We start from the raw sequence: 18,573 nt of genomic DNA, 5'->3' as shown, positions 1-18,573 counted from the left end.
TACACGCCCATGCCGCGTCCCTTCCGTCCCGCAGCCCTCGAACCGCTCCGGCGCAGGTCCAAACGGACCGCCGGACTCGCGGTCCTCACCCTCGCGGCGGGCCTCCTCGCCGCCGTCCCCGCCGACGCCGCCCCGGCGGATCAGCAACGCCAGCGGGACTTCGCTGCCGCCGCGCAAGAGTTCGGCGTCCCCGAGAACGTCCTGCTCGGCGTTTCGTTCCTGGAGTCGCGCTGGGACTTCAACGCCGGTACCCCGAGCACGTCCGCCGGCTACGGTCCGATGCACCTGACCGACCTGCGCGAAGCGGGCGCCGGCACGCATCACGACGAAGGCGGGGAGGACCCGCGTGGCGACGACGCGCGCCAGGCGAAACTCCCGTCGACACCGGCGCCGAGGACTCCTCCGCCCGGCCTCCAGACCATCGACGAGGCGTCCGCGCTGATCGGCCAGGACGTCACGACGCTGCGTACGAACACCACGCAGAACATCCGCGGTGGCGCCGCTCTGCTGGCGAAGTACCAACGCGAAACCGGCGACAAGGACTGGTATAGCGCCGTTTCGCGCTACAGCGGCGCGAAGGACACGGCGGGTGCGCAGGCCTTCGCCGACGAAGTCTTCGACACGATCTCCGCGGGCGTCGCCCGGAAGACCGACGACGGCCAGAACGTCACCCTCGCCGCGACGCCGATGAGCAGGACGCGCGCCCAAGCCGACAACCCGAAGACCGAGTGCCCGAAGAAGGTCTCGTGCCTTTCGGTGCCGGCGCCGTACCAGGAGTTGCCGAAGAACGACTACGGCAACCACGACAAGGCGGACCGGCCGAAGAGCCAGAAGATCGAATACATCATCATCCACGACACCGAGGGTTACTGGGACACGGCGATGGACCTGGTCCGGGACCCGACGTACGTGAGCTGGCACTACACGATCCGCTCCGCCGACGGCCAGATCGCGCAGCACGTGCCGACCAAGGACGTCGCATGGCACGCGGGCAACTGGTACGTCAACGCGAAGTCCGTCGGCATCGAGCACGAAGGCTTCGCCGCGAAGGGCACTTGGTACACGGAGGCGATGTACCGCACCTCCGCGAAACTCGTCGGCTACCTCGCGCGGAAGTACGACATCCCGCTCGACCGCGCGCACATCCTCGGCCACGACAACGTGCCGGGCACGATCCCGTCGACGATCAAGGGCATGCACTGGGACCCGGGGCCCTACTGGGATTGGTCGCACTACTTCGATCTGATGGGCGCACCGCTGTCCGGCCTCGGCCGTCCCGGCTCGCCGCTGGTGACCATCACACCGGACTTCGCGACGAACCAGCCCGCGTTCACCGGCTGTGAAACGGCCGGAAAGCCTTGCCCCGTCAGGGGTTCCGGTTCGGTCGTCCTGCGCAGCGAGCCGACCGACTCGGCGCCGCTGCTCAAGGACATCGGCCTGCGCCCGGACGGTTCGGCGAGCACGATGGCCGTCTCCGACATCGGGAGCCGGGCGGAAACCGGCCAGCGCTACGTCGTCGCGGAGCGGCGTGACGGCTGGACGGCGATCTGGTACCTCGGACAGAAGGGCTGGTTCCGTGACCAGCGCACGACGAGCCCGGCGTTCGGCCTGGTCGTCACGCCGAAGCCTGGTCTGGAAACCATTCCGGTGTTCGGGCGCGCGTATCCCGAGCCGGAGGCCTACCCGGCGAACGTGCCGGTGCAGCAAGTCATCCCGCTGCCCTACAAGTTCTCGGCGGGCCAGCGGTACTCGGTCGGCAACCTGCTCGGCTCCGAGTACTACTCGGCGACGACGTTCGATCCAGCCGAACACGTTGTCGTCAAAGGAAAGACGCGCTACGTGCAAATCCAGTTCGGACACCGCGTCGCGTTCGTGAAGGCGGACGACGTCCGCGTCCTGCCCGCGTTCTGAGGCCGGTCCCGGGTCAGGAGTCGAGAGCGACCTTGACCCCGGGGGCGTGCTCGGTGTTCCGTCGCGTCTTCGACCAGCCGTTGCGGCCGCGCACCAACCGGAACAACGCGCGCCACGACGTGATGTAGAACGTGTAGATGTACAGCGCGTAGGCGAGCCCCATGCCGAAACCACGCAGGAGGTTAAGGCTCTTCCGGCATTTCACCTCGTAGATCGGGCCCCATACGACGAACGGCAGCAGCCCGAACGAACCGTAGATCGCGAACAGGATCCAGGCGCCGTCGGTGAACCACGTCCAAACCTGCGCCGGATCCCCGGCGGTGCTGAACAGCAGGAGCACGAACGGGATCGGGTACAGCAGCGAGCCGAGCAACTGCATCCACGGCTGCGCCAGGTAGTACATCATCTCCGCCGCGCCCAGCGTGCTCACATGCGGTGAATCCCAGATCCGCCGCAGATACCGCGAGCATTGCATGGTCCCCTGGCCCCAGCGTGTGCGCTGCACCAGGAACCGCCGCAGGCTGTAGAGCCCCTCCTGCTTCACATGCGAGTCCGGCGTGAAGCCGGTGCGCCAGCCCGCTGTCAGCAGATGCACGCCGAGTTCGAAGTCCTCCAGCAGCGAACCGCGCCACGGCTGTTCGTCCGGCCCGGCGATCGAGTCCAATGCGGACAGCCGGGTGAACTGTCCGTTGCCGCCCATGGAAATCGTGCCGGTGAACCCGCGTGACGTCTGGATAGCCGCGATGGCCGTGCGGAACTCGAGATCCTGCATCTGCGCGAGTTTCAGGCCGAAGGCGCGCGAAAACCAGTTCTTCCCCGGCGGACGGCTGTCGGCGTTGCCCATCCAGACGTCGAGCTGGACGGCACCGATCGTCCGGTCGCCGAAGAGGTGGTCCGCGGCGCACACTTCGAGGCAGTTCTCCGCCGGGCGGCCGTCCGCGTCGACGACCACGACGACCACGTCGTCCCGGCTCGTGTCCGGGCCCATCCAGTCGTTGAGTGCCTGGTACGCGGCGTTGAGCGCGTCTCCCTTGCCGGTCCGCGCTTCCGGGCGGCGCCGCGGGACGAGGTGCAGGTGCGGGTCGAAACCGCCGTTGCGCCGCCAAAGCGAGCGGACCACCCGGGCCGTGCGGTCCTCGGAGTCGTCGTCGACGACCCAGACGTGCGCGTGCCGGAACGTCGAGCGCAGATACCGCACCGTTTCGCGGATGACGGTCTGCTCATCCCGGCACGGCACGAAGAAATGCCAGGTGTACTCGGCGGGATCGCCGACCGGCGCGGGTTTGCGCCGCAGGTACGGCACGACGATCACGACGACGTACACGATGAACGCGACGCTCATGGTGAGCGCGAACGCCTGGGTGATCGCCAGCAGGATCTTGATCGAGCCGCCACCCATCAGGCGGCCTCGCGTTCGGCACGCGACTTGCGGGTGCCCAGCCAGACGAACAGGACGAGGGCGACCGCGCCGCCGAGGACACTGACCATCGAACCGAGCAAGGTGTGACCCCAGTAATAACCTTCGTCCACGCCGAGCCAGTTCACGAGCCCCGCGATCGCCAAAACCCTCAACTGATTGACAAGAATGACAACGGCCGCCGAAATCGCCAGCGAAGAGAACAGCCTCTTCGCATTTCTCGGGCGGAAAGACAACATGACGGCGGTCACCAGCAACAGTGGCAACAACATGAATGCCGAGGAGCATTCCGGCGTCATTCGTAACCCGAGTGGAGTATTGCCGGACAACCCAAAGTAGACAGTCTCGCGTTCACCGGCGACAAAGACACCCGATGTGGTGATAACCCTCAGTATCGCCCCGGCGAACTGCACTTCGAACACGCGGTAAAGGCGTTCGGCCAGCACCAGGCCGACCGCGACGGCGATGACCGCCAGTACCGCGATACGCAGCGGAAACCGGCTGGAACCAGGCAAAGGAGCGCTCGCGACGGCCACGGTGACCCTCTCAGGAAAGACGCTGCGGACGATGGGATCCGACGAGGCGGACAGTGGCCTCACCGACGAGAATAAGTGAGCGGGAACCGGCTCTTTCGACCGGGTCCGCATTCACAACGTGATCGCGAGGCCTTTCGGCACGATCGTGGAGAAACTGGCTAGGCCGAACGAGTGACGTTGTCCGCGACCTGCGACAAAAGGCGTCAAGACCACCTGATCCGGTGGTACTCGAAGATTTCTGTGCAATTTAAGAAACACTCGGCGATAGACGATCCGCGAGCCGCGTCAGTCCGGCTGAGGATTCGTCCGCGACGGTCACACCAATGCGCGGGCCGCAGTGTGAGAAAAACTCCCCACCAACAATTCGGAGGACCAGTTGAAGAACACGCACCTCTTGCGACGGGGCGGAGTACTCGCCGCTGTGGTGGCGAGCGTGGCTCTCGCCGGTGCGGTGCCCGCCTCGGCGGCCCCCGGTGACGGCTCCGCGTATGGCGTCAAGGTCGATGTGAAACTCCTCGGCCTCGACGCGGTGAAGGCCGGGCCGCTCGCCGAGGCGAAGACCGCGGGGCCGACCACCAACAGCCTCGCGAAGGCCAACCTCACCGGTGTGCTCACCGCGGGCGCGATCAACACCGAGGCCAAACGCGACGACAACTCCGGTGCCGTGACGGCCAAAGCCAGCACCGCCGACGTCGGCTTGCCGCTGTTGAAGGGCGCTCTCGGCGACGTCAGCGTCAAGGTCGTCGAAGCCACCTGCAACGCGACCCAGAAGGGCGTGCTGGGTGCGACCACCCTGGTCGGCGCGAAGCTCGGCAGCGCGGGCGCCGTCGACTCGACGCCGGCACCGAACACCCAGATCAAGGTCGGTCTTGGCGACATCAACGTCGCGACGATCATCCTGAACGAGCAGATCAAGAACAACGACGGCAGCCTGACCGTCAACGCGATCCACGTGAAGCTGCTTGGCCAGGCGCTCAACCCGCTCGGCTCCGGCGACGTGATCGTCTCGTCCGCCACCTGCGGACCGGCCGGTCTGCCCGTGCCGCTCGCTTCCGGCGCGGGACTGTGGATCGGTCTCGGCCTGCTCGGCGCCGTCGCGGTTCCGGTCGGTATCCGGGTCGCCCGCGGCCGTCGTCCGGCGACCACCTCCTGAGAAGCGAGGTCCAGATGTACAAGTTGCCTGGCGCCGGAGTCGGCGTCGCCGGCGGCGGAGTGGGTGCCCTCGCCGCCACCGGGGCCGATGTCGGCTGGTGGCTGGCGATCGGGCTGATCTTGCTGGTTCTCGGAACCATCGCGGTCATCGCCGGCTATCGCCGCACGAAACGGCTCGGCAAGGAGGGAAGCTGACGCTTCCCTCCGCGGAACGGCCGCCGGCGTGGGCCCCTCGCACGCCGGCGGCCGTCACCGAAGTTTTCCGGGACAATCACCATCGTGGATGAGGAGCGCGTACGCGTGGATGTGATGTTGCTGGCCGGGACCCGGCCGGAGGCGGTCAAGCTCGCGCCGCTGGCACTGGCGTTGGCGGAGCACTCGCACCTGCGGCCCTTTGTCGTCCACAGTGGACAACATCAGGGCATGGTCGAGCAGGCGCTGCTGCCGTTCGGCCTGCCGGTCGACGCCTGGCTCGACACCCCACCGCGGACCACCGGCACGCAGGCGGAACTGGTTTCCGGGCTGCTGCCCGCACTCGACCGGTTGCTGCGCCAGGCCGCCCCGGCGGCGGTCGTCGTCCAGGGTGACACGACCACCGGGCTGGCCGGCGCGCTCGCCGCGTTCTGGCTGGGTGTCCCGGTCGTGCATCTCGAAGCGGGATTGCGCACGCACGACCTCGCGGCGCCGTTCCCCGAAGAAGGCACCCGGCAGATGATCTCGCGAATCGCCGCATTGCACCTCGCGCCGACCCAGCTCGCCGCGGCCGCGCTGCGCACGGAAGGTGTTCCGCGCCAGCGCATCGCGGTCACCGGCAACACCGTCGTCGACGCCGTGATCGCGATCGCCGAGCGTGATCTCCCGGCGAGGGACACCGCACTCGCGTTGCTGGAGATGGAGATCGCCGAGGCGAACGAACGCCTCGTCCTGGTCACGTCGCATCGGCGCGAGTCGTGGGGCGAGCCGCTGAGCCGCACGCTCGCGGCCATCGAACTGATCGTCGCCGAGCACAGCGATGTCCAGGTGCTGTTCCCCGTGCATCCGAATCCCGCGGTGCGGGAGCAAGTCGTGACCGCGCTCGGCGGGACGCCACGGGTGACGATCACCGAACCGCTCGAATACCCCGATCTCGTGCGCGCGCTACGGCTCGCCGAACTCGTGCTGACCGATTCCGGTGGTATCCAAGAAGAAGCGCCGACCTTCGGCACACCCGTTCTTGTTCTTCGCGAAGTCACCGAGCGACGCGAGGCCGTCGAGGCTGGGTGCGCCTGGCTGGTCGGGACGGACACCGCCCTCATCGCCGACACCGCCGCGAAGATCCTGCGCGGCGAACTCCATCCGACGCATACCGGAAACCCTTACGGTGACGGCAATGCGGCCACGTTGACGGTAGCGGCACTGGAAGAACTTTTCAACCTCACCATGGCACCGCGAGCCGCTGCCGAGTCGTGTTAGATCGAAACGATCCGCACCGGCAGCGCGGGATTCGCGGAGAAGTCGAGTGATGCCGCCGGACGTCCGGCCGCGACCACGTGCGCGCCGAGGGCCGCGATCATCGCGCCGTTGTCCGTGCAGAGACGCGGACGCGGGACCCGCAGCTCGATCCCGGCCTCCGCGCAGCGTTCGGCGGCGAGCTCGGACAGTCGCGAATTCGCCGCCACGCCACCGGAAATCACCAGTGTGCCGATTCCGTGCTCCTTGGCGGCGCGGATCGCCTTCGCGGTGAGGACGTCGGCGACGGCCTCCTGGAACGACGCGGCGACGTCGTCGACGGGAATTTCCTCGCCGCGACGCTCGGCGCCCTCGACCCAGCGGGCGACAGCGGTTTTCAAGCCGGAGAAGGAAAAGTCGAACTTGGCGTCGCGGGGCCCGGTCATACCGCGGGGGAACGCGATGGCCTTGCCGTCGCCGTTCTTGGCGGCCTTGTCGATGGGCGGGCCGCCCGGGTAGGGCAGGCCGAGGACGCGGGCGACCTTGTCGTAGGCCTCGCCCGCCGCGTCATCCACAGTGGACCCGAGCTCGGTGATCTCGGACGCGATGTCGTCCACCAGAAGCAATTGCGTGTGCCCGCCGGAAACAAGCAGGGCGAGGCAGCGCTCGGGCAAGGGTCCGTGCTGCAGTGTGTCGACCGCGATGTGACCGGCCAAATGGTTGACGCCGTAGAGCGGGATGTCCAGCGCGGCGGCGTACGCCTTGGCCGCGGCGACGCCGACCAGCAGCGCGCCGGCGAGACCGGGTCCGGCGGTGACCGCGATGGCGTCCACATCGGACAGTTTCAGCCCGGCCTTGGCGAAGGCACGTTCGACCGTGGGGACCATCGCCTCCAGATGCGCGCGGCTGGCGACTTCGGGGACGACGCCGCCGAAGCGGGCGTGCTGGTCGACGCTGGAGGCGACCTCGTCGGCAAGGAGTTCGACCGTGTCGTCGTCGTGCAGGCGGACGAGGCCGACGCCGGTCTCGTCGCACGAACTCTCGATGCCCATGATGATGCGCGGCATCAGCCCGCCACCTCGTCTCGGACCTGGGCCCGCGGGCGGGCCATCGTGTAGGCGTCGGCGCCGGAAGGCTGGTAGTAGCGCTTCCGGAGGCCGACGCGTTTGAAACCGTGCCGCTCGTAGAGCGTGATCGCCGCGTCGTTGTCGGTGCGGACTTCGAGGAAGACCGGAGCGTCGAGTTCGTCCGCGCGAGCGAGCAGCGCCGTCAGCAGCGCGGTGCCGACACCCTTGCGCTGACGGCCCGGGTCGACGCCGATCGTGTGAATGCTCGCCTCGTAGTCGCCGCGGCGGCCGACGACGGCGAGCCCGGCGTAGCCGATGACCTCGTCACGGTCATCCGGACGTGCGATGAGGTAGTGGCCGCCGGCGTCGAGTTCGGCGTGGAAGGCGTGGGCGCTCCACGGGGAATCCTCGGGGAAGAGGACCTTCTCTATCTCGACACAGCGAGGGATATCCTTGCGGCGTAAGGGTTCCAACCTCACGGCGTGGTCACCTTCTTGCGCGCGGCCGGTTCGACGGCGTCGGGGCGGCGGAGGTAGAGCGGGGTGAGGGGCGCGGGCTCGCTACCGCTTTGGAGTACTTCGCGGGCGGCCTTGACCAGCCCGAGGGGTGACGGGAAGCGTGGCTCGATCGGCTGGACGCCGAGGGCGTCCGCGTAGAGGAGGGCGCCGTCGCCCGCCGCGACCTTGATGGTGGTCTCGAGTTCGGCCGGGCGCTGGACGTGCGGGCCGTCGGTGCGAGAACCGTCGGCGGCGTACGCGGCCCAGTAGACCTCGCGGCGCCGGGCGTCGGTGAGGACGAGGAAGGGCGCTTCGCCGGGGACGACGTCGGCGGCGATCGCGTCGAGGCCGCAGACCGGGTGGGCGGGGATGCCGAGGGCGTGGGCGAGCGACGCCGCGGTGGCCATGCCGGCGCGAAGGCCGGTGAAGGGGCCGGGGCCGACGCCGCAAACGATCGCGTCGAGGTCGCGGAGCGTGACGCCCGCGGCCTTGACGGCTTCGAGGGCGTGGGGCGTGATCAGCTCGCCGTGCGCGCGCGGGTCGACCGTGACGCGGTCGCCGCGGGATTCGAGCACGTCACCGTCGAGGGCGACGAGGCCCGCGGTGACCGCCGGGGTCGAGGTGTCGATGGCCAGTACCAGCACGGTTACCCAGCCTACGACCAGCGCCCCGGCGCGCGTTTAGCGGGCTAAACGCGCTCTGGTGCCGTGGGCGCCCACCTGCCGCCGGAGTGCGTTTAGCGGGCTAAACGCGCTCCCTCCTACCCGCCCGATCCCGCCGATAGTCACGCCCGCCAGAGCGCGATTAGGGGGCTAAACGCACGTCGGGCCGCCAGCGCACAGAGCGCGATTAGGGGGCTAAACGCAGGTCAGGTGTCCGGGAGGTCCAGGTGCCGTGTGGCTCCAGGGTGACCACGCGGACATCGTCCTCGCGGCGGTCCAGCCGGACGACGAGGTAGTCGTCGGACAGCCGCTCCGCCACGCCTTCACCCCACTCGACGACCAGGGCGGACCGCTCCAGTTCAGTGTCGAGGTCGAGGTCGTCGAGCTGCGAGAGATCCCCGCCGAGCCGATACGCGTCGACATGCACGAGCGCGACCCCGGCCTCACCCGCCGGATGCACCCGGGCGATCACGAACGTCGGCGAGCTGACCCGTCCGCCGACGCCGAGGCCGTCCGCGATCCCGCGGGTCAGCGTTGTCTTGCCCGCCCCGAGCGGCCCGGCGAGCAGCACCAGGTCGCCCGCGCGCAGCGAACGCCCGAGCGCGCGCCCGAAGGCAAGCGTCGAGTCGGGAGTCGGGAAAGCGAAGTTCATCAGCGCTGCCACCACCAGGTCCGCCGGTCAAGAGTTTCACCATCGGTGCCCGTGCACCGTTGTACCAAGTCGATCAGGTGACTGTTCACCAGTTCGGGTTGTTCCAGCTGCACCATGTGCCCCGCGCCGCGCACGCGCACCAGCTCCGCGTCCGGCAGTTCCGCCGCGATCCGCTCGGCGTGCGCGATCGGCGTGAACCGGTCCGAATCCCCGCCGATGACCAGCACGTGCGCGTGCTTCAGCCCGGCGAGCGCGGCGTACCGGTTGTGGCTGCCCAGCGTGTCGACGAAGTTGACGAGCCCGCGCACCGGCGTCACTTCGAGCATTTCCAGCATGAAGTCGACGAGCCGCGGCGACACGTCGCGGCTGCCGAAAGCCAGCCGCCGCACGGCCTGCCGGGTCAGCTGTCCACCGGCCGCGCGCACGAATTCGACCAGCCCCGGCTGCCAGCCCGCCAGCCCGCCGACACCCCGCGTGAGCGGGTTGTACTTCGAAAGCAGTGACCGCGGCAGTCCCCGAGCGCCGACCTCACCCGCGGCGGTCGCGATGAACGCGACACCACCAACGCGGTCTTCGAACAGCTCAGGATGCTCCGACGCGAGCTCCATGATCACCATGCCGCCCATCGAGTGCCCCATCAGCACGACGGGCCCCTCCGGCACCACCGAACGCAGGACCATGTCGAGATCCCGGGCCAGCTGTTCGATGGTGCTCGTCTTGTCGGAGGCAGCGCCGGACAGCCCGTGCCCGCGGTGGTCGTAGTAGACCTGCCTCACCCTCGGCAGCTTCAGCGAAGCGAGGTCTCGCCGCTGAAAGTGCCAGCAGCGCTTCGACAACGCGAACCCGTGCACGCCGACGACGGTCAGCTCCGGTTCGCCCCCATCGGCCGGGTCGATCTCTTCGACCGAAAGCGGCGTGCCGTCCTCCGCCGCGACTGTCGAAACCCGGTCCGGTTCAAGATCCCCCAACGGCTCGTCCACGAACGGATCCTCACTCTGCCGCCGCTGCTGTGCGGCGACGGCGATCGCGGCGGCGGTGCCGGTGGCCACCGCCCCGACCCCGCCGACGATGGCCAGCAGTCGTCGTGAAGGTGTCACGAGCCTGCCTCCAGATACGTCCGGTGGATCCGCGGGCGGTACATCGAAGTCACGATCTCGTAGTCGATGGTCCCCAGCTTGTCAGCCCATTCCCGGGCCGTGGGCTCGCCGAACGTGCCTTGGCCGAAGAGGACCACCTCGCTGCCGACGGCCGGTTCGTCGTCTTCGCAGTCGACGATCAGCTGATCCATGCAGACGCGGCCGACCACGGGACGGCGACGTCCGGCGAGCCAGACGTCCATCCGTCCCGAGAGGGTCCGTGGCACACCATCGGCGTATCCGACCGGAACGAGCGCGAGGGTGGTGGCGCGCTCGGCGGTCCAAGTGTGGCCATAGGACACGGACTCACCGGCGGCGATCCGTTTCGTGAGCACCACCGACGACTTGAAGGTCATCGCGGGGCGCAGGTCTTCGGCGACGGGCACCGGGTTCAGGCCGTAGATCGCGATCCCCGGGCGGACGACGTCGAAGTGGAGGTCCGGCAAGGTCAGCACGGCGGCGGAGTTCGCGAGGTGCCGCATCGGGTTCAGCCCGGCCGCGCGGGCGAGGTCGTAGGCCTCGCCGAACCGCTTCGCCTGCGCGTCGATGGACGGGTGACCCGGCTCGTCGGCACAGGCGAGGTGCGACCAGATCGCGACGACCTCGACGAGCGGCTCCGCCGCCGCTGCCTTCACGAGCGCCGGCCACTCCGCAGGTGGACAGCCATTTCGGGACAGTCCGGTGTCGATCTTCAGGTGCACCCGGCAGAGCGCGTTTAGCCCGCTGAACGCGCGTGCTCGCCGTGCGCCGGCGGCGACCCGGGCGAGTTCGTCGAGGGAGCTGACGGCGACGTCGATGTCTTCGGCGACAGCGGCCGCGAAGTCGACATCGGGGGTGTCGAGCCAGCTGAAGAGCCGGACCCCGATCCCGGCTCGGCGCAGCGCGAGCGCCTCGCCGAGCGAGCAGGTGCCCAGCCAGGTGGCCCCGGCCTCGACGGCGGCACGCCCGACTTCGAGCGCACCGTGGCCGTAGCCGTCGGCCTTGACCACGGCCATTGTCTCGGCACCGTCGGCGCGGGAAGCGAGCAGGGCGACGTTGTGCCGGATGGCGGACAGGTCGATGACGACCTCGGCACGCGGGAAACTGGCGGTCATAACGACCGTCAGTTTCCCACGGACCGGGCTCAGGACAGGCGCGCCCCGGTGGTGGCGGAGAACACGTGCAGCTCGTCGGGACGGATTCGCAGGTGCAGGGTGTCGCCCATGGTCGGCGGTGTGCGCGGGTCCACCCGGGTGACGACGTTCGACTTCGTGCCCTCGGCGTCGGTCTCGGCGAGCTTGCCGTAGACGTACGCGTCCGAGCCGAGTTCCTCGACGAGGTCGACCTTGATCGGCAGGGTGCCGTCTTCGGTGGAGGTCACCTCAAGCGACTCGGGACGGAAGCCGAGGGTGACGGTGTCGCCGTCGGCCTTGGCGAGGATCTCGCGGGGCAGCGGCACACGCGCCCCACCGAGTTCGGCACCGTCTTCGGTGAGCTTCGCGGTGACGAGGTTCATCGCGGGCGAGCCGATGAACCCGGCGACGAAAGCGTTCGCGGGCCGGTCGTACAGCGCACGCGGGGTGTCGCACTGCTGCAGGAGGCCGTCCGAGAGGACCGCGACCCGGTCGCCCATCGTCATGGCCTCGACCTGGTCGTGCGTGACGTACACAGTGGTGACGCCGAGGCGGCGCTGCAGTGCGGCGATCTGCGTACGCGTGGAGACACGCAGCTTCGCGTCGAGGTTCGACAGCGGTTCGTCCATCAGGAAGACCTGCGGCTCGCGCACGATGGCGCGTCCCATCGCGACACGCTGGCGCTGACCACCGGAAAGCGCCTTCGGCTTGCGGTCGAGGTACTGCTCGATGTCGAGCAGCTTGGCCGCGTCGAGCACCTTCTGCTTGATCTCCGACGCCGGGCGGCCCGCGATCTTCAGCGCGAAGCCCATGTTCTGACCGACGGTCATATGCGGGTACAGCGCGTAGTTCTGGAACACCATCGCGATGTCGCGGGCGCGCGGCGGCAGCTGCGTGACGTCGCGGTCGCCGATCCAGACGGCGCCTTCGTCGATGTCTTCGAGGCCGGCGAGCATCCGCAGGCTGGTGGACTTGCCACAGCCGGAAGGCCCTACCAGCACGAGGAACTCGCCGTCGGCGATCTCGAGGTCGAGTGCGTCCACGGCGGGCCGCTCGGAACCGGCGTAGCGCCGGGTCGCCTTGTCGTAGGTGATCGTGGCCATCGGTTCAGTCCTCTTTCGGTTTCGCGGAAATGCCGTGCCCGAGTTCGCGGGCTTCGAGATGCCGTTGCTGGATCCGGTGTCCCTCGGCGCGGTCCGCCTCGGTCGGTTCGAGCAGGGTGGTGCTGTGGTCTTCTTGCCAGCGGGGAGGTTCCGTGCTGGAAGCGAGGGCCCAGGCCGCCTGACGCGCGGCGCCGACCGCGACGTACTCGGCGACTTCGGGGATGACGACGGGCACGCCGAACACGATCGGCGCGACCACGCGGACGGCGGCCGACCGCGCGCCGCCACCGATCAGGAGCACCCGGCGGACCTCGAGTCCCTGCTCGCGCAGGGCGTCGAGCCCGGCGGCGAGGCCGCACAACATACCTTCGACGGCGGCGCGGGCGAGGTTCTCGGACGTCATGTTCGCCCTGGTCAGACCAAAGAGCGCGCCCGTGGCGTCCGGGAGGTTCGGCGTCCGCTCGCCGTCGAGGTAGGGCAGGAAGGTGAGGCCGCCGGAGCCGGGCCCGGCGGTGAGCGCCAGCTTGTCGAACTCACCGAGTTCGACGCCGAGCATCGCGGACGTCGCGGTGAGCACGCGGGCGGCGTTGAGGGTGCAGGCCAGCGGAAGGAAGCGGCCGGTGGCGTCGGCGAATCCGGCGACGATGCCGGAGGGGTCGGCGCTCGCGGTCTCGGAGACGCCGAAGACGGTGCCGCTGGTACCGAGCGAGACGACGACGTCGCCGGGGGCCAGTTCGAGACCGAGCGCGGCGGCCATGTTGTCGCCGGTCCCGGCCGAGACCAGGATGCCGTCGCTCGTGTGGCCCGCGGCTTCGGCCGGGCCGATGACCTTGGGGAGTCCGGGAGTGCGTCCGCCGAAAGCGTGCGCGAGGAGATCTTGGCGGTAAGTGCCGGTGGCGGGCGAGAAGTACCCGGTGCCGGACGCGTCGCCGCGATCGGTGACCGGCTCGGCGCCGTCGCCCAGCAGCCGCCAGATCAGCCAATCGTGTGGCAGCAGCACGCGGGCGACGCGATCGGCCAGCTCGGGCTCGTTTTCCGCCATCCACCGCAGTTTCGTGACGGTGAAGCTGGCGACCGGGAGCGAGCCGACGGCTTTCGCCCAGTTCTCGGGGCCGAGTTCGGCGCCGAGGTCTTCGGCGGCCTTCGCGGACCGGGTGTCGTTCCACAGCAACGCGGGCCGGACGACCTCGTCCGTACCGTCGAGGGTGACCATGCCGTGCTGCTGACCGCCGATGCCGATCGCGCCGACTCCGTCGAGCAGGCCGTTCGTGGCCTCCCGGAACGCGTCCCACCAGACCGAAGGCGCGACTTCGGTGCCGTCGGGATGCGAAGCGCGGCCGGTGCGGACGATTTCGCCGGTGGCCGCATCGCAGACGACAACCTTCGTCGACTGGGTCGACGAGTCGATTCCGGCGACTAGGTCAGATTTCATATTCCGGCCCTTCCGGGTCGCATTCGACCTGCTCGATGGCCGTTCCCGCGTTGAGCGTGGCCTCGATTTCCTCGGTCGGAGCCTCTTCGTCGGTGATCAGCAGGTCGTAGTCGCCGATGTCGCCGTGCGCGAAGGTGGCGGTGCGGCCGAATTTGGAGCTGTCGACGACCAGGACGTTGCGGCTCGCGGTGCGGATCGCCGCCTGCTTGAGCGCGGCGTAGTCCTGGACCGGGTGGAACAGGCGGCCGACGGCGACCGCGGCGGCCGAGACGAAGGCGATGTCGGCGTGCGTGCGCTCGAGGAACGCGAGGACTTCCGGACCGGCGCACGAGTCGTACTCGTGGTGGTAGCGGCCGCCGGCGAGAACGACCTCGACGCCCTTCGCCGGGCCGAGGATGCGCACGGCTTCGAGCGAGTTCGTGAGGACGGTCAGGTCCTCGATCGCGCCGAGGCGGCGGACGAGCGGGAAGAGCGTCGTCGAGTCGTCGACGAAGACCGTCTGGCCGGCGCGGACGTGTGCCGCGGCGGCCTCGCCGAGTGCGTCCTTCGCGGCCTGGTTGAAGGTGTCGCGGAAGCGGGCGGCCGACTCCATGGTCGTCGCCGGGTAGGCCTCGACCTTGCCGCGGAGTTTGCGGAGGAGACGGCGCTCGGCGAGGTCGTCGAGGTCGCGGTGCATCGTCATCAGGCTGACGCCGAACCGCGCGGTGAGGTCGTCGATCCGGACGTCGCCGGTGGCGATGACGTGGTCGAGGATCTCCTGGCGCCGGTGCTCGACGGCGGCGTCCGATGGCCTGGTCTTAGACATGGGCGACACCGTTCACGACCAGGACCTTCGCGGTCTCGGCGGGGTGGGTGTCGGCGCTCACACCTGCTTCTTACCAGATTATTCGCCCGGAATTAACACGTAACTCGATAACTCTCCTATTTCCCTCCACCTCACCCCCAGCGCCCCCGGTGTGCGTTTAGCCCCCTAAGTGCACTCTGCGGGCGGGTGCCATCAGAGCGCACTTAGGGGGCTAAACGCACGTCAGCGCCCTGGTCAGGAGGCGAGGGAGCGGACCGACCGGATGGCATCGCGGACGGCGTCGAGGATGCCGGACGCCGAGGTGGGCGCCCCGTCGGCGGCCAGGGCCCCGGCGAGCGAGTGGACGTGGGCGGCGGCGGCCGCGGCGAGCCACGGATCGAGCCCGGCGGCGAGCAACGCACCCACCAGACCGGACAGCACGTCCCCCGAACCCGCCGTCGCGAGCCACGACCCACGCGGCGTGTTCACCAGCGCGCGCCCGTCCGGCGCCGCGACCACCGTGCAGTGCCCCTTCAGAAGCACGACGGCGTCGTACTTCCGCGCGGCCGACCGCGCCGCCGCCACCCGGTCCGCCCCCGGCTGCGACCCCATCAACCGCTCGAACTCCCCCGCGTGCGGGGTCAGCACGAGCGGCGTGTCCGGATCCCGCGCGTCGAGCACGTCGGGCGAGTGCGCGATGATCGTCGTCGCGTCGGCGTCCGCGCACACCGGCACACCCCGCCCGAGCACGAACCGCAGCACGTCCCGGCCCTCGTGCCCGGTCCCGATCCCCGGCCCGACCACCCACGCCTGCACCCGGCCGGCATCGGTCACCGACCCGGTCGCGATGACCTCGGGCCACCGCCCACGCACCACGTCCGCGGCATGCCCGGCGTACCGCACCAGCCCGGACGTCGCCTTCACCGCCGCGCCGGCCGCCAGCACGGCCGCACCCGGGTACGTCGCGGATCCCGCGGCCACGCCGACCACGCCTTGGCTGTACTTGTCGTCAGAAGGACCAGGAATCGGCCAAGCCGCGGCGACGTCGGCTGTGTCGAGCCGCTCCAGATCGGGCTCACCGAGTTCGGGCCGCAACCCGATGTCGACTAAAGCGACCTCGCCGCACGAAGCGGGCGCGAGCGCGTGCACGGGTTTGAGCGCGCCGAAGGTGACCGTGCGATCGGCCACGACCGCGGGACCGTCGACGGCGCCGGTGTCCGGATCCACCCCACTCGGCAGATCGACGGCCAGCACCGGCGCACTCACGTGCTCCAGCAGCGCGGCGGCGTCGGGTCGCAAGGGCCCGCGCGCCGAAATCCCGACGATCCCGTCAAGAATGAGGTCGGCCTGGCGAATCCACTGTGGACCGTCCTCGACGGACACCACCCGGCCACCGGATCGCTTGAAGGCGGCCAAACCAGGGCCATGAGCGCGTTCGGGCTTCAGCAGGATCGCCGTGACGGCCACATTGCGGCGGCGCAGGAACGCCCCCGCCCACAAGGCGTCACCACCGTTGTTACCCGACCCGACGAGCAGTGTCACCCGCCGCCCGGACACCGAGCCCGCGTGTTCGGCCAGCATCTCGGCGGCGTGCACGGAAAGCCCGAAGGCCGCGCGCCGCATGAGTTCGCCGTCGGGAGTGACGGCGAGCAACCGGCCCTCCGCCGCGCGAATCCGTTCCGTGGTCCAGATTCCCTGCACGACGCCTCCGGTCCTTACTCGACGGTGACCGACTTCGCCAGGTTACGCGGCTTGTCGACGTCGTACCCGCGCGTACGGGCGATCTCGGCGGCGAGCACCTGCAGCGGCACGGTCGAAACCAGCGGCTGCAGCAGTGTCGGCACGGCCGGGATCTCGATCAGCTCGTCGGCGAACGGGCGGACGGTCTCGTCGCCCTCCTCCGCGATCACGATCGTGCGGGCACCGCGCGCCTGGATCTCGCTGATGTTCGACACCAGCTTCGAGTGCAGCACCGCGCGTCCCTTCGGCGACGGCATCACCACGACGACCGGCAGGCCTTCTTCGATCAGCGCGATCGGACCGTGCTTGAGCTCGCCCGCCGCGAAGCCCTCGGCGTGCATGTACGCCAGTTCCTTGAGCTTCAGCGCGCCTTCGAGTGCGACCGGGAAACCGACGTGACGGCCGAGGAACAGCACCGCCTTCGAGTCGGCGATCCGGCGGCCGAGGTCGCGAACCTGGTCCACAGTGGACAGGACCTTCTGCACCGCGGCGGGCATGGCCTCGAGTTCGGCGAACTCGCGAGCGACTTCGTCCGGGTACTTCGTGCCGCGCGCCTGCGCCAGGGCCAGGCCGACCAGGTAGTTGGCCGCGATCTGGGCGAGGAACGCCTTTGTCGAGGCGACACCGATCTCCGGACCGGCATGCGTGTAGAGGACGGCGTCCGACTCACGCGGGATCTGCGCGCCGTTGGTGTTGCAGACGGCCAAGACGCGTGCCTTCTGCTCGCGCGCGTGACGGACGGCCTCAAGCGTGTCCGCGGTTTCGCCCGACTGCGAGACGGCGACGACCAGCGTCGCACGGTCGAGTACCGGGTCGCGGTAGCGGAACTCGCTGGCCAGCTCGACCTCGACCGGGAGACGGCACCAGTGCTCGATGGCGTACTTGGCGACCAGGCCCGAGTGGTACGCGGAACCGCAGGCGACGACGAAGACCTTGTCGACGTCACGCAGATCCTGGTCGGAGATGCGCTGCTCGTCGAGGATGATCCGGCCGCCGTCGAAGTGGCCGCGCAGCGTGTTCGCCAGCGCCTCGGGCTGTTCCTCGATCTCCTTGAGCATGAAGTACTCGTGGCCACCCTTTTCCGCGGCCGAAAGGTCCCAGTCGACGGTGAACGGCTTGGCCTGGGCGGCGTCGCCGTGGAAGTCGGTGACCTCGTAACCCTCGCGGGTGATCACGACGAGCTGGTCCTGGCCGAGCTCGACGGCCTCGCGGGTGTGCTCGATGAACGCGGCGACGTCGGAAGCGACGAAGTGCTCGCCCTCGCCCACGCCGACGACCAGCGGCGAAGAGCGGCGGGCGGCGACGATGGTGTCCGGCTGGTCGGCGATGGTCACGACCAGGGTGAACGCGCCTTCGAGGCGGCGGCAGACCGAGGCGACACTGGCCGGGAAGTCGCCCTTCGTGTCGCCCTCGGTGTAGGCGCGGGCGATGAGGTGCGCGGCGGTCTCGGAGTCGGTGTCACTCGCCATCTCGACGCCGTCGGCCTCGAGCTCGCCGCGCAGGGCGGCGAAGTTCTCGATGATGCCGTTGTGCACGACGGCGACGCGCTGAGAGGCGTCGCGGTGCGGGTGTGAGTTGCGGTCGACCGGGGCGCCGTGAGTGGCCCAGCGGGTGTGGCCCATCCCGGCGGTGCCGGTGAAGGCGTCCCTGCCGACGGTGTCGAGCTGGGTCTCCAGGTTGGCCAGACGGCCTGCCTTGCGCTCGACGTTCAGCGCGCCCGAGCCGTCGAGGACGGCGACGCCCGCCGAGTCATAGCCGCGGTACTCCATGCGCCGGAGTCCGCCGATGACGACGTCCAGGGCCGGGCGGTGTCCGACGTATCCCACGATTCCACACACGGCTGCCAGGGTAACGAGAGAAATCCGGCCCCTTCGCCCGGGCGCCCACCGTGCGCCTTTAGCGGGCTAAACGCGATGCGTAGGCAGGCTAAGCAGCGCGTTTAGC

General features: G+C 69.4%; 17 protein-coding genes. 4 read left to right on the top strand and 13 right to left on the bottom strand.

Annotated features, from left to right (window positions below; translation table 11 throughout):
* Positions 1–9: 9 nt before the first annotated feature.
* On the top strand, positions 10–1,911 hold the full coding sequence (locus AB0M65_RS23180) for a peptidoglycan recognition family protein (protein WP_364030969.1): 1,902 nt from the start codon (positions 10–12) through the stop codon (positions 1,909–1,911).
* A 13-nt stretch (positions 1,912–1,924) separates the two neighbouring features.
* Here the strand turns inward: AB0M65_RS23180 and AB0M65_RS23175 are convergent, their stop codons facing one another.
* Together AB0M65_RS23175 and xrtP are read right to left on the bottom strand one after the other, a co-directional pair.
* Entirely contained in the window at positions 1,925–3,310 is a 1,386-nt protein-coding gene (locus AB0M65_RS23175) for a glycosyltransferase family 2 protein (protein WP_364030966.1), read from the bottom strand.
* Positions 3,310–3,813 carry an exosortase P gene (gene xrtP, locus AB0M65_RS23170; protein WP_364031026.1) on the bottom strand — a complete coding sequence of 168 codons (504 nt, stop codon included), beginning with the start codon at positions 3,811–3,813 and terminating at the stop codon, positions 3,310–3,312. The genes AB0M65_RS23175 and xrtP overlap by 1 nt, the downstream gene beginning before the upstream one ends.
* Positions 3,814–4,240: 427 nt before the next feature.
* Between xrtP and AB0M65_RS23165 the strand changes: the two genes are divergently transcribed.
* The 3 genes from AB0M65_RS23165 to wecB all read left to right on the top strand — a co-directional run bounded on the left by AB0M65_RS23165 (position 4,241) and on the right by wecB (position 6,468).
* Positions 4,241–5,017, top strand: a complete 777-nt coding sequence (locus AB0M65_RS23165; protein ID WP_364030963.1) for a choice-of-anchor P family protein — start codon at positions 4,241–4,243, stop codon at positions 5,015–5,017.
* A 14-nt stretch (positions 5,018–5,031) separates the two neighbouring features.
* Positions 5,032–5,211, top strand: a complete 180-nt coding sequence (locus tag AB0M65_RS23160) for an LPXTG cell wall anchor domain-containing protein (RefSeq protein WP_364030960.1) — start codon at positions 5,032–5,034, stop codon at positions 5,209–5,211.
* Between the two features lie 105 nt (positions 5,212–5,316).
* Positions 5,317–6,468 (top strand): UDP-N-acetylglucosamine 2-epimerase (non-hydrolyzing), encoded by a 1,152-nt coding sequence (wecB, locus tag AB0M65_RS23155; protein ID WP_364031023.1) that lies wholly within the window; start codon positions 5,317–5,319, stop codon positions 6,466–6,468.
* Here wecB and tsaD read toward each other — a convergent pair.
* From tsaD to glmS, 11 genes are all read right to left on the bottom strand, one after another.
* Positions 6,465–7,511 (bottom strand): tRNA (adenosine(37)-N6)-threonylcarbamoyltransferase complex transferase subunit TsaD, encoded by a 1,047-nt coding sequence (tsaD, locus tag AB0M65_RS23150; protein ID WP_364030957.1) that lies wholly within the window; start codon positions 7,509–7,511, stop codon positions 6,465–6,467. The genes wecB and tsaD overlap by 4 nt on opposite strands.
* Positions 7,511–7,990, bottom strand: coding sequence for a ribosomal protein S18-alanine N-acetyltransferase (gene rimI, locus AB0M65_RS23145; protein WP_364030954.1), 480 nt, complete (start codon positions 7,988–7,990; stop codon positions 7,511–7,513). Before rimI ends, tsaD begins: the two co-directional genes overlap by 1 nt.
* Positions 7,987–8,652 (bottom strand): tRNA (adenosine(37)-N6)-threonylcarbamoyltransferase complex dimerization subunit type 1 TsaB, encoded by a 666-nt coding sequence (tsaB, locus tag AB0M65_RS23140; protein ID WP_364030951.1) that lies wholly within the window; start codon positions 8,650–8,652, stop codon positions 7,987–7,989. The genes rimI and tsaB overlap by 4 nt, the downstream gene beginning before the upstream one ends.
* Before the next feature lie 205 nt (positions 8,653–8,857).
* Complete coding sequence (tsaE, locus tag AB0M65_RS23135) at positions 8,858–9,322, bottom strand: tRNA (adenosine(37)-N6)-threonylcarbamoyltransferase complex ATPase subunit type 1 TsaE (RefSeq protein ID WP_364030948.1); 465 nt, start codon at positions 9,320–9,322, stop codon at positions 8,858–8,860.
* A complete protein-coding gene (locus AB0M65_RS23130) occupies positions 9,322–10,419 on the bottom strand; it encodes an alpha/beta hydrolase (protein WP_364030945.1) in 1,098 nt (365 codons plus the stop codon). Before AB0M65_RS23130 ends, tsaE begins: the two co-directional genes overlap by 1 nt.
* Positions 10,416–11,552 carry an alanine racemase gene (gene alr, locus AB0M65_RS23125; RefSeq protein WP_364030942.1) on the bottom strand — a complete coding sequence of 379 codons (1,137 nt, stop codon included), beginning with the start codon at positions 11,550–11,552 and terminating at the stop codon, positions 10,416–10,418. Before alr ends, AB0M65_RS23130 begins: the two co-directional genes overlap by 4 nt.
* A gap of 29 nt (positions 11,553–11,581) precedes the next feature.
* A complete protein-coding gene (ugpC, locus tag AB0M65_RS23120) occupies positions 11,582–12,673 on the bottom strand; it encodes a sn-glycerol-3-phosphate ABC transporter ATP-binding protein UgpC (RefSeq protein WP_364030939.1) in 1,092 nt (363 codons plus the stop codon).
* Between the two features lie 4 nt (positions 12,674–12,677).
* The gene (xylB, locus tag AB0M65_RS23115; RefSeq protein ID WP_364030936.1) at positions 12,678–14,105 is read right to left on the bottom strand and encodes a xylulokinase; all 1,428 of its coding nucleotides are present in this window, start codon (positions 14,103–14,105) and stop codon (positions 12,678–12,680) included.
* The gene (locus AB0M65_RS23110) at positions 14,095–14,910 is read right to left on the bottom strand and encodes a DeoR/GlpR family DNA-binding transcription regulator (protein ID WP_364030933.1); all 816 of its coding nucleotides are present in this window, start codon (positions 14,908–14,910) and stop codon (positions 14,095–14,097) included. The genes xylB and AB0M65_RS23110 overlap by 11 nt, the downstream gene beginning before the upstream one ends.
* A gap of 234 nt (positions 14,911–15,144) precedes the next feature.
* Positions 15,145–16,590 (bottom strand): NAD(P)H-hydrate dehydratase, encoded by a 1,446-nt coding sequence (locus AB0M65_RS23105; protein WP_364030930.1) that lies wholly within the window; start codon positions 16,588–16,590, stop codon positions 15,145–15,147.
* Between the two features lie 14 nt (positions 16,591–16,604).
* A complete protein-coding gene (gene glmS, locus AB0M65_RS23100) occupies positions 16,605–18,467 on the bottom strand; it encodes a glutamine--fructose-6-phosphate transaminase (isomerizing) (protein WP_364030927.1) in 1,863 nt (620 codons plus the stop codon).
* Positions 18,468–18,573 lie beyond the last annotated feature (106 nt).

The sequence above is a fragment of the Amycolatopsis sp. NPDC051071 genome (assembly GCF_040682875.1).
Taxonomy (GTDB): Bacteria; Actinomycetota; Actinomycetes; order Mycobacteriales; family Pseudonocardiaceae; genus Amycolatopsis.
Note: the sequence above shows the minus strand (reverse complement) of the source record. Positions and strands in the feature narration are given on the sequence as shown.